We start from the raw sequence: 10,495 nt of genomic DNA on the forward strand, positions 1-10,495 counted from the left end.
TACAATAAATACAGATATCAATGGAATTTAAAGAGGATGACCCCTGTTCAATACAGAGATCACCTTCTTAATGTAGCCTAGGCTTTTTTAAAACTGTCCTTTACAAAGGGTACACTTTAAAGCATGTGGGGCTGTTATATTATTTGGACGTTTATTATATCCTCGAATCTTATACGGTGTATTTCTTCAAATTTATCCACTATTTTTATATGTTTGTTGAGTTGATCTACAAAATGAATATATCCCATGCACGGTTTAAAAGCTCCATCTTCAAAATACGTTACAGTCACTTCTTGTGTAAACTCCATAGCTTCCAAGATTGTATTATTAATTTCCTCAATCTCATGCTCATCTAATACAGGCTTTTGCACCTTATAATAATCAGCCTTTGCTTCTTTCATCATCTTCATATGTTCCGGTTGTATAAATGCTGGCATCCATTTCATAATTCCTCGATCTTTCAACATATCACCTCTGCATTTATTATATACGAAAATACGTTCGATTAATACATTGAATCAGAAGGTGTGTTCGTATTTAATAAGACATAAGGAGATGCTTATTAAAAAAGCACAATTGTCATTCACCGTTAATTATTATTAGATCAAAAGGGAAATATTGCACAAAGAGCAATTAGAGTGATTGATGTAGGAAAGGAAACTGTAGTTGATTATTGTTTTTTAAGGCATACGAAAAGAACTTTTTAAACTTGAAATTATATTATCGGTTTTTGAGAGAGCTTAATCATTTCTTGAGATAGGTCTTCAAGATTTTCAATTCGTTTTGTATTGGAGTTTGTTTTTTCTTCAATTACACCAAATTTTGCCGCGAGATTGTTTTCCAGTTCGTACACACCCTTTCAAAACAAAAAAGAGACAGTCGCTAGGACTATCTCTAGTATTATTAATTTTAATTTTTGTTCCAATAACAGCTATCCATCTGAAGTTTCATTTTTAATCCATCTATTTACTTCACAAAAATATAGCACAGTGACTCCCCAGTATATAGGGTTATTTAATCCACTCGCTAAACTTTTTCCAATCCCCATCATGTAAAATTCAACTAAGTGGATACTACTGTATACGGTAAAAATGATAGTCAGATATCTAGTTCGTTTATCTTGTGCAATCATTGCAAAGATACCAATTACACTCCCAACAACTATCCCTAAGCTTAACACACTTGTATCATTTGTAATAAACCAAATGACTACTGATAACATCAAATAAAGTAAGAACCCTGAAAAGAATATTAATATATTTTTTCTAGGAGATTCTGTTATTTTTAGATACTTATAAAAATAGATCCATGTAAAAATTAAAAATATCAAGGAAGATGATTTAATTAAACTCATAATAATTAGTAGAGTGCTTTCGGTTACATTTGCAAGTTCAATTTCTAGAATAGTGGGGTTGTTAATAAAAAAATATATACCAATAATAAATGAGACTACAGCTATTGAATATGTTATACCGTAAAATAACTCGAATTTTTTAAAGTGTTTATTAATTGATTTTGAAGATCTTCGATAGCCATTAAATCCAATAATACTAGCTATAGAGAACAAAATGGCTTCAATAGTTATATCGACTAATCCTACTCTATTTGTTGATATTAAAACCATGTAACCTACAATTGAAGTAATTAATGCTAACAGGATGTCTTTATTATAGGGAAAAAAACTTTTACTCATTTTTCACTACACCTCACTCCCGTTGAAACATAAATTAGTGTGAAAGATTGGAATAGAGTTTAGTCTATTGTAGTTATAAATATCATTAATATCCATTTCTAACACTATGTTAATATTTCAACAAAAACTATTATTATCCTTTTTTTATAAGCAAAGGTAGTACATTTTATGTTATTCCAGAAGTGAGATAGGATACAATAAAAGGTATATTTTATCGTAGTGCTTCAGATGGTGCAGATAAGAAAAACATCGTATAGTAAGAATAACATGTTCGATGTACGTTGAAGTTTACTGTTGTTCATTGTCACCGAAAATTATTTACCCATCCGTCTAACCGAAAATATGTAACTGCGCATACAATACCGCAAACAACCTATGAAAAGAGGTAGTAAAATGAGTGCGTATAAAACAACTACGTCATGTTGCGGAAGTGCAAAAATTGTCTCTAAAGATCAGGCTCCTTGCTGTGATTGTCCCGCATTTACAGGCAATACAAATGGAAGTTTCAACCTTGCTTGCGGTGATCCACCGTATACTATCTTCTTTGGTAATGCAAACTCAACTGTAAACGGTGTTATTGAATTAGATACTACATCAACTTGCGCTTTAAGTATTACCGTTGTCTCAAACGGTAATAATATTCCGCTGAGTATTCCGACAGTGGCTGATCCTTCTGTAGATTTCAGGGAGAATTCAATTTTTATTTCGACGAGAAATGTAACATTGATTACAATTTCTTGTAATTCTACAGGTACTATCGGTTTCTGTACCGGTGGATATGAATTTTTCACCTCAGAAAGGTGTATTACCCAATCTGCTCCTCCTGCATCACCGACTCCAATTTCTACGTAAATTATCATGAACAATCGCCCTTACACGAACCCTTGTTGAGGGCGACCATTTGTTTTTCGATGAGAAATGTAACCTATATACTCCAAATGACAACGAAATTTCAAATCTTGCATTAAATAAGACATTTAAAATAAAATACCAATTTTATCGTGAAATTTTCATAAGCATATCTGATTGAGCCAGTGTATATGGAGTAAGTAAGGTCTGATCATCAGTGAGTTCCATACCTATAAAAGCATCTACTATTAACTCATCGCAATTATAAGGTTTCTTTGAGTTATACAGACTAGTATTAAATAATAGATAGAGTAACCGACTGAAAATAAACTTAAAGTCATATTTACTATTTAACTTATTATAAATAAACCTTCGAACACGATCACTTTCTTTTTCAGTTAACGCCTGTTTTAGTCTATAGACATCATATTGGTGAGGTTTATATTCTAGGTGTTTTACGACAGTAGGAGTGTTCCAATTAAGCTGCAATACGTGTAGGTCATCAAGTACAAAAGCAACATGACTATAAGGGGAATGAGTAGAGAATCTTATAATCTTAGAAATTAACGATTCTCCTTTGTATGCCACAATATCAAATTCTTGTAAATCCAAAATAACACCACCTATAATGATCGTTTACTAATCACAAATTGATCTCTCGGATTGCCATTGACGAATAACACCCATACTTCATCAGAAACATCAAAGCTTACATCAGGGTTACAACTCACTGTCTGAGGAATTGAGCCACCATCAACGATTACTTTGACTTTTGTAGATGAAATAATCTCGTATATTACACACAAATGCCAATCTCATTTTAATAAACCTTCTTTATGTAAAACGCTATAAATTGTTTTCTTTATTGCATCGAAAAATTTCTCATTGAGATTCATCATCACTCATCACCTAAATAAAATTCCAGTCAGTTATAATCTTTTTCTCTTTTCTACATTCAACCGTCATTAATTGAGCCAAGTGCAAGATGCTGTGGTCTTATACATCTTTTATTATCACACATATGTCTAACTAGTTGACCTTCAGGGATAGGCCGTTTATTATGTAGTCTGTAAAAAAAGATGTGTGCAGGTATTTGAATTTTATCTTTTTGAACAACCGAATAGTTATGGTTATTTCCTCCCCAATCAGGCTCAATACATTTCTCATATGGAAAAAAAGTATCAAGAACAAGTAATGCTTCAACTTTTTCCCAATTAAATAAATGAATATAGCTCCAGACAGAGAAATCTCTGATGAAAAGAATAACCTCAATTGGTATATCTATTATTGCTTTATTGGTACTAGAATGTATTGAAACTTTGATTAGATTAGATATTTTCTTCAAGGCTATGTTTTTAGTCAGTAAATAAAATACTAAATACACATCTTTTTTTGTAAGTTCGATTTTATCATTTTCTGGTCTATCATTAAAATATCTGTCCATAATGTTATCCCTCATTGACCTTTCTTCAATATGGTATGGACTTATACAGTCTCGAGTGTAACAAACATGGTGAGCTTGATGTCCATTCCGTATGTTTCTATTCAATTTTTCCTCTAAAACAATCCGTGCAGCTCGTAGAGTACCCAATTTATTTGAGTTTATTTGACAATAACCATCTTTATCTAAATACCCCGGCCATGCTATACAATAATTCAATTATCTTACCATCCTTAGCATTTTTAGCTTCAGTATCACAACTCGTTGAACTTTTTATACTATTTGAACAGGGCTCATACAATTATTAAGTGTGAGAGTTGATAATTATTATGATGAGAAAGGGAAAATCAATTTATAAATTGGATACCAGATAAAATAAAATGACAATTTTATAGTAAATGAGTTACATAATTTAAGTGTTTTCTTAAATACAACTGAAGAAACAATAAATGCTGATTTAAATGATTACACTTCAGAAAATGGTGATAAGTGATGCGAATATAAATTTTAAAAAGATAATTGACAATTTAAGAGTATTTTCTCCCCATTGTTGAATATAGTTGATAAAAGGGAGATGATGTAATGAGTTGGAAGAAGAGATATGCTATTAAACAAAAATGTAATCCATTTGATGAATTATTAATAAAGACGAATTTTAGAAAGGTTATTCAAGAAATAAATGGTGAGTTATCACAACATGAAATAGAGGAAGTTAGAATTGCTGAAAATAATATTATCTTCCCTGATTGTATTATTTCATTTGAAATTACACAAAATCATTTGCAATTCAGGAAATTTAAAAAGGACAATCCTTCAAGTGTTAGGGCAACTTTTAAAGTTAATTTACATTCAGATGGTTACTTTAGATTTAATATTGGATCTGAAGAATATGAAGAAGTATCAGAAGATTTAATTGAAGATTTGTTTGAAAAAATACTCTTTCATGAAGGTTAAGAAACAGAATCATGAACTATAGCCAGAATATGGCTTTTTTTACTAGTGATACGGCACTTTTTGTCTGCAATAAAAAATTAAACCACCTATCATTTAGGTGGTTTAATTTTTCTTTAAAACTTTTGAACGTTTGCTGCTTGAGGGCCGCGATTTCCATCTTCGATATCAAAAGAAACTTCTTGACCTTCTTCAAGTGATTTGAAACCGTCGCCTTGAATTGCTGAGAAATGTACGAATACATCCTCTCCTCCGTTAACTTCGATAAATCCAAAACCTTTGTCTGCATTAAACCATTTTACCTTACCTTGTGCCATTTTGTTTCCTCCTGTGTGGATACTCCCACTTTGTATTACTATTCTTGCTCGAAACTATTACTTAATGGTAAAAGCATATATATCATCTTTTCTCCAACAATAATAATTGTAACAACAATAATGGATTTAACTATACCATTATTAGCTTAAATTAGATAGGTTTATTTACAAAAAGTTACTATTGAAATACACAATAAAATATCCATTTTATAGTGTATTTCAACATTTAAAGCTAAGGCATATTTTTCCTAATAAACTTAATGGACAATATGTTTAGTAGACACCTTTTATTATAGCTAGAAGTTAATAGCCTAAAACGGAAATATCATATAGAATAAATTTAGTAGAAAATACTGGGCGGATATCTATGGACTATTTTCGTTTAGGGAGGATGTAAAATGGAAAATCCAATAGCAATTGCACTAATTATTTTAACATTGACCTTAATAGTAGCTTATAAGTTAAGTTATAGAAAATCGAAGAAAAAGAAATATATCATTTGGGGAATAACTACAATTATATCGATAGCACCTTTATTATCGTGGGTTGTTTCCATTCTGTTTGCTATAAGAGCAGGAGATGGTTTTGCTGGGGTAGCACTACTTATGGTAATGTTTCCACTTCTATTCTTGATCGGACTCGTTATTCTTCTTATTGGAATTTTTAGGAAGAAATTTGAATCTATTTAGCAGAAGGGTACTTTTATCGAAGTTTTCTTCTGAATTTAAGGTGTTTATCAAATATATCAATCTTCCACAATATGGCGTAAGAAGATAATAAATGCTATCTGGACTACGTTAAGGATAGTTACCTATTAAGGAAACACATGTGATACTAAGGTGCTTATTTTATTAATAGGAATCAGGGGGAGCTAATGTTTTTTCATGAGTTTACAGAACAATTAATTATAGTAATTACGTTTGGAATCGGTGCGGTTTTAATAGCGTTGTTTCCATTATTGAAAAGAGAGAATCAATATTTTGCTTGGTTTAGTATGATTAGCGGCATTTTGGTTTGGTTACTTTTATTAAATACAATTGCTAAAATTAACAACACGATCTAATAAGTAAAGATAGGAATCATAATAGAAATTGTGTTTAACAACTTTTCTCTCTTTGATTGCACCAAAACACATGAGAACATATAATGTATTACAATGGCATGAAGACATGAAAACAGCCCCCCACTCTTTGAATTTAAGGAGAGTAGGGCTATTTTTATGTTTACTTATTTTTTTGAAATGTAGTGACGTTAATACATCGACAAGTATTTTTAAGTATTAAAAATGCTATTGCGCATTTATTATCTAAAATAGAGAATCGATACGTATGACATCCTATAGGTGGTGTGTCACATACTGTATAGCTTGGAGTTAATGTGAAATTCCCCTGTCTTTCATCTGACACAGGAAAACTACATAGTGTAATAGAATTCCCACATGTTATACGTTCAATTAAATAAAGTACTCCAAAAGCATTAGGAGCGCTGGTAGATACTTCTAAATCTACCATAGTATCAATCTTTGCAACCCAATCCTTCTCAGTCACGTTTATTGTATCCGTTGTTAATATTATAGGATTAAATACTGACCCTGTCATACCATCACTTAATGTAAATTCCCCAAATTGACAATTACAAGATATTTTATTGTTTCCCTTCTCTTTGCACTGACAGTCAGACATAGATTTTCCTTCCCTTCGAGTATTAAGATGTTATTAATTAGTGAATGCCTGACTACTTAAATGCGCAACTGACAACTGTCTACATTATACAAATGTCATTACCGAAAACAATGATTAGTGAGTCGTTTAGTTCCAACTTTTATGGCCACTTGAAGGCGTGTCGAAAACAAAAGGTAAACTTGAAGACAGTATTTCAGGACTCTACTTTAACCCAACAACAAAGGATGCAATTGTTAGAATTTCGATAGCGCACTCTTTTTGAAATTGGGGTTAATCATTAATAAAGCTTCTTCAAGGTTATCCATAAAGCCACATTCAACTAATACAGAAGGCATTATTGTTTTTCGAATAACCCATAAATGATTACCTTTCTTAACACCTTGATTAATTTGTGGATTACCTTTTATTAGATGCTTATGAATTAATTTTATCTGGTTTGACTTTCAATGACATTGTGTACTCCTCCTCTCAAAACAAAAAAAGAGAGTCACTCGGACTATCTCTTGAAACTTTGTGAAATTATACATGCTATAAACATTATTATATAAGGCTTTGTAATTAGCATTCACAATCTAATTCACGATAAAAGGCATATTTTATGGTGGATTTTGGAGCACTTTAGATGGTGCTGATAAGAAAACACCGTTTCAGTAAGATTAACATTGTTCATTGTAAGTTGAGGTTTACTGTTGGTGACGCCTCCGTAAATTATTTACTCATCTGCCTAATCAAAATTAGTTAATTAACCATATAATACCGCAAACAAACTATGAAACGAGGTAATAAAATGAATTCATATGTTTCTAAGTCCGCTTGTTGTGGAAGCACTAAGACACTTACCAACGTAGAAAAGGCTGCTTGCTGCGATTGTCCGGTAATGACTAGTGAGTTTAGTGGTGGGTATAGTCTTAAGTGTGGTACTCAAATTCAAATTTATAACTCAAATACTAGTGGTACTTTATTTGGAATGATATCATTATCTGAGTCTACAACTGAGTGCGGACTTGAAGTTACATTTACTTCAAATAACCAGGAAATCATTCGAACTATTCCACCAGCCAATGCAGACGATCCTGATAACAACGTTATAAGTTTTTCGTATGCAAATGTAACCGATATTACTGCTATATGCACTGGTGGTGGAGGGGAAAACTGTAAAGTTAACTATTCATTTAGAACAATAGAGAGATGTATAAGTACGTCGTTACCTAATCAGTAGCTCAATAGCCCTCAGATGAAATTATCTCTGTTGAGGGCGACCGTTTGCATTTCGTTGAAAACACACAATAAAATACCAATTTTATCGTGGAATGTTCATGAGCATATCCGATTGAGCCAGTGTATATGGAGTATGTAAGGTCTGATCATAAGTGAGTTCCATACCAATAGATATAAAAATATAATCCACAAATTCGATTCTCTATTAGTTTTTACGGTGGAGAACCATTGTTGAATTGGAAAATTATACAAAATGCAGTAGAATATACGAAGAATACTTACAAACAATTCTTAGATAATATATTTTTCTCTATAACTACTAATGCGTATTTATTAACCGAAGATAAGATAAACTATATGCTAGATAATAATTTTTCCATTTCTGTTAGTATAGATGGAGATAGGGAAAATCATGATCGAAATAGAGTAACAATTAATAATAGAGGTACTTTTGATAGGATATTTAATAATTTAATTTTAATAGAAAAAATGTTTAAAGAAAAAATGAAAATGAAAAAGCCTGTATTACCATACGGTATATTGATGACTTACGATAATTTGACAGAATTTACAAAGTTAGACGCTTTTTTCTCAGAAAATACTGAAATAGACAAACGAATCCAGCGAGTAACGAGAGTGAGTGATATGAATACTGATTATTATGACAGTATTCAAATGAAACCTTCTATGATTAATAAAAGAAAAAAATTTCTTATGGATCTAATTGAAAAAGCTAAATCCAAAGATTTTGAAGAAAATTCTACTAATTTTTCAAGGACGGTTTTAAAAGGTGTAATCTTTGAACCTATGATGAATTTAGCCTATAACAATAATGAATTACGAGGTACTTGTTTTCCTGGAATCAATAAATTAGCTGTGGATTCTAACGGGGATTTTCATATGTGTGAAAAAATCAATCCTTCATACCCTGTGGGGAATGTAGAAGAAGGGTTAGATTTAATAAAGCAGGTTAAATATATGAATGACTTTTTTAAAGCATTGGAGAAATGTGAAAACTGCAACTTGAAGAATATTTGTAACCTCTGTTATGTATCTACTGAGATAGATGGACAAGGATTTCAAATACAAGATGAATTTTGTACAAGTTTCAGAGAAGGCATTATCAATTCTTTTTCCACATTTTATTCGATAATGGAAAACAACCCAGACTTGTTTCGAGAAATAAGAGATTAGAAGGAGGAAAGTATTAATGTTTTTTAAGTTAAATCCCGAGGTAACATTACTAAAAGGAGAAAAAGAATCTATACTTATTGATATGCTAACTGGAAAAAAACATACGTTCAGTGATAACGATAACATATTAATTGAAAATATATATAATAACAAAGAGGTAGATAAAGAAACTTCTTCTCATATAATGGAGTATTTGATTAATCAAAATTTAGGATATTATTTCAATAAGGACGTTTACATAGAGAGAATCAAAACAACTAATAAAGCAACATTACAAAATGATAATTTATTCCCTTTTAAACTTAATAGGTTGGTCATTGAATTAACAGGAAAATGCAATCTAAATTGCTTATTTTGTACTGAAGAAAACACAGTGTACGAAAGTTGTGGGTGTAAAAAGTGGGAAAGTAAACAGGAAATAGACTACTCAAAATGGATAAATATTATTGATCAAAGTCTTAAACTTGGAATTAAAGAATGTTTTATTAGTGGCGGAGACCCCTTTATAAGATGGGATTTACTTAAAAGTCTCATTACTCATCTCACTGACAACAAAATTGAAGTTACAATATTCACTAATGGGTCTTTACTAGATAAGAGTAGGGGGGAATTCTTGAAAAGAAAAAATGTATCTTTGGCATTGCAAATCCTAAGTGTGGAAAAACAACAATTTATACAAACTACTCAGGATGAGGGAGCTTTTTACAACATTATGGAAGCTTTTAATGTTATTGATATGTTAAAAATACCTCATACTGTTTCAATAATTGTTTCCTCAATTAATGAATTATCAATAGATGAAATAAAATCAACGCTAGGTAAAAGAAATTATCAAACTACTTATATATATCCTACCAACAGTTATTATTCTAAAAAACGACAATTTGAGATGATGAATCCTAGTCAAAGAGAAATTCCAATAAATATTTTTACTGCTCCATATTTTAGTAAATATAATAACTGCCTATATGGACAAATCTTTGTATCTTCTAATAGTAGAGTGTATCCTTGTATGATGATAAGAGACTGGCTTGGCTACACTTAGTTAGACAGAAATTTTAAGGTCAAGTAGAATGAACTTACTATATGATTGATGAGGAGAATCTACATGACAAAAAGATCACGCCGTACTTTTACTCAAGAATTCAAG

15 protein-coding genes are annotated in these 10,495 nt (G+C 31.1%); 6 read left to right on the plus strand and 9 right to left on the minus strand.

What is annotated here, in order from left to right; translation table 11 throughout:
* Positions 1-134: 134 nt before the first annotated feature.
* The 6 genes from ACSVDA_RS24225 to ACSVDA_RS24250 all read right to left on the minus strand — a co-directional run bounded on the left by ACSVDA_RS24225 (position 135) and on the right by ACSVDA_RS24250 (position 4,202).
* Positions 135-464: a YolD-like family protein gene (locus ACSVDA_RS24225; protein WP_485886910.1), complete on the minus strand. Its 330-nt coding sequence runs from the start codon at positions 462-464 to the stop codon at positions 135-137.
* Positions 465-931: 467 nt separating this feature from the next.
* Positions 932-1,693 carry a hypothetical protein gene (locus ACSVDA_RS24230; protein ID WP_485886912.1) on the minus strand — a complete coding sequence of 254 codons (762 nt, stop codon included), beginning with the start codon at positions 1,691-1,693 and terminating at the stop codon, positions 932-934.
* Positions 1,694-2,145: 452 nt separating this feature from the next.
* The gene (locus ACSVDA_RS24235; RefSeq protein WP_485886914.1) at positions 2,146-2,553 is read right to left on the minus strand and encodes a hypothetical protein; all 408 of its coding nucleotides are present in this window, start codon (positions 2,551-2,553) and stop codon (positions 2,146-2,148) included.
* Positions 2,554-2,689: 136 nt separating this feature from the next.
* Positions 2,690-3,154, minus strand: coding sequence for a C40 family peptidase (locus ACSVDA_RS24240; protein ID WP_485886916.1), 465 nt, complete (start codon positions 3,152-3,154; stop codon positions 2,690-2,692).
* Between the two features lie 11 nt (positions 3,155-3,165).
* On the minus strand, positions 3,166-3,348 hold the full coding sequence (locus ACSVDA_RS24245; protein ID WP_485886918.1) for a hypothetical protein: 183 nt from the start codon (positions 3,346-3,348) through the stop codon (positions 3,166-3,168).
* Between the two features lie 149 nt (positions 3,349-3,497).
* Positions 3,498-4,202: an HNH endonuclease gene (locus tag ACSVDA_RS24250; RefSeq protein ID WP_485886920.1), complete on the minus strand. Its 705-nt coding sequence runs from the start codon at positions 4,200-4,202 to the stop codon at positions 3,498-3,500.
* Positions 4,203-4,565: 363 nt separating this feature from the next.
* Between ACSVDA_RS24250 and ACSVDA_RS24255 the strand changes: the two genes are divergently transcribed.
* The gene (locus ACSVDA_RS24255; RefSeq protein WP_485886922.1) at positions 4,566-4,937 is read left to right on the plus strand and encodes a hypothetical protein; all 372 of its coding nucleotides are present in this window, start codon (positions 4,566-4,568) and stop codon (positions 4,935-4,937) included.
* 113 nt (positions 4,938-5,050) lie between these two features.
* On the opposite strand, the gene ACSVDA_RS24260 is transcribed toward ACSVDA_RS24255, so the two are convergent.
* A complete protein-coding gene (locus ACSVDA_RS24260; RefSeq protein ID WP_485886924.1) occupies positions 5,051-5,251 on the minus strand; it encodes a cold-shock protein in 201 nt (66 codons plus the stop codon).
* Positions 5,252-5,649: 398 nt separating this feature from the next.
* Between ACSVDA_RS24260 and ACSVDA_RS24265 the strand changes: the two genes are divergently transcribed.
* Together ACSVDA_RS24265 and ACSVDA_RS24270 are read left to right on the plus strand one after the other, a co-directional pair.
* Positions 5,650-5,940: a hypothetical protein gene (locus ACSVDA_RS24265; RefSeq protein WP_485886926.1), complete on the plus strand. Its 291-nt coding sequence runs from the start codon at positions 5,650-5,652 to the stop codon at positions 5,938-5,940.
* Positions 5,941-6,125: 185 nt separating this feature from the next.
* Complete coding sequence (locus ACSVDA_RS24270; protein WP_485886928.1) at positions 6,126-6,314, plus strand: hypothetical protein; 189 nt, start codon at positions 6,126-6,128, stop codon at positions 6,312-6,314.
* Between the two features lie 160 nt (positions 6,315-6,474).
* Here the strand turns inward: ACSVDA_RS24270 and ACSVDA_RS24275 are convergent, their stop codons facing one another.
* Together ACSVDA_RS24275 and ACSVDA_RS24280 are read right to left on the minus strand one after the other, a co-directional pair.
* Positions 6,475-6,933 carry a hypothetical protein gene (locus tag ACSVDA_RS24275; RefSeq protein ID WP_485886930.1) on the minus strand — a complete coding sequence of 153 codons (459 nt, stop codon included), beginning with the start codon at positions 6,931-6,933 and terminating at the stop codon, positions 6,475-6,477.
* Positions 6,934-7,166: 233 nt separating this feature from the next.
* Positions 7,167-7,364, minus strand: coding sequence for an N-acetylmuramoyl-L-alanine amidase family protein (locus tag ACSVDA_RS24280; protein WP_485886936.1), 198 nt, complete (start codon positions 7,362-7,364; stop codon positions 7,167-7,169).
* Between the two features lie 356 nt (positions 7,365-7,720).
* Here ACSVDA_RS24280 and ACSVDA_RS24285 point away from each other — a divergent pair, with 356 nt between their 5' ends.
* From ACSVDA_RS24285 to ACSVDA_RS24295, 3 genes are all read left to right on the plus strand, one after another.
* Positions 7,721-8,152 carry a hypothetical protein gene (locus ACSVDA_RS24285; protein ID WP_485886932.1) on the plus strand — a complete coding sequence of 144 codons (432 nt, stop codon included), beginning with the start codon at positions 7,721-7,723 and terminating at the stop codon, positions 8,150-8,152.
* Between the two features lie 203 nt (positions 8,153-8,355).
* The gene (locus tag ACSVDA_RS24290; RefSeq protein ID WP_485886938.1) at positions 8,356-9,345 is read left to right on the plus strand and encodes a radical SAM protein; all 990 of its coding nucleotides are present in this window, start codon (positions 8,356-8,358) and stop codon (positions 9,343-9,345) included.
* Positions 9,346-9,361: 16 nt separating this feature from the next.
* On the plus strand, positions 9,362-10,390 hold the full coding sequence (locus tag ACSVDA_RS24295) for a radical SAM protein (RefSeq protein ID WP_485886934.1): 1,029 nt from the start codon (positions 9,362-9,364) through the stop codon (positions 10,388-10,390).
* The last annotated feature ends 105 nt before the right edge of the window (positions 10,391-10,495 follow it).

Source organism: Cytobacillus sp. Hm23 (assembly GCF_051842895.1).
GTDB lineage: Bacteria > Bacillota > Bacilli > Bacillales > SM2101 > Nanhaiella.

Excerpts from the sequence above, each read along its gene's own strand:
- ACSVDA_RS24230 (WP_485886912.1), bottom strand. The coding sequence starts at position 1,693 with ATGAGTAAAAGTTTTTTTCCCTATAATAAAGACATCCTGTTAGCATTA.
- ACSVDA_RS24235 (WP_485886914.1), bottom strand. The coding sequence starts at position 2,553 with ATGATAATTTACGTAGAAATTGGAGTCGGTGATGCAGGAGGAGCAGAT.
- ACSVDA_RS24255 (WP_485886922.1), top strand. The coding sequence starts at position 4,566 with ATGAGTTGGAAGAAGAGATATGCTATTAAACAAAAATGTAATCCATTT.
- ACSVDA_RS24260 (WP_485886924.1), bottom strand. The coding sequence starts at position 5,251 with ATGGCACAAGGTAAGGTAAAATGGTTTAATGCAGACAAAGGTTTTGGA.
- ACSVDA_RS24265 (WP_485886926.1), top strand. The coding sequence starts at position 5,650 with ATGGAAAATCCAATAGCAATTGCACTAATTATTTTAACATTGACCTTA.
- ACSVDA_RS24270 (WP_485886928.1), top strand. The coding sequence starts at position 6,126 with ATGTTTTTTCATGAGTTTACAGAACAATTAATTATAGTAATTACGTTT.
- ACSVDA_RS24275 (WP_485886930.1), bottom strand. The coding sequence starts at position 6,933 with ATGTCTGACTGTCAGTGCAAAGAGAAGGGAAACAATAAAATATCTTGT.
- ACSVDA_RS24285 (WP_485886932.1), top strand. The coding sequence starts at position 7,721 with ATGAATTCATATGTTTCTAAGTCCGCTTGTTGTGGAAGCACTAAGACA.
- ACSVDA_RS24295 (WP_485886934.1), top strand. The coding sequence starts at position 9,362 with ATGTTTTTTAAGTTAAATCCCGAGGTAACATTACTAAAAGGAGAAAAA.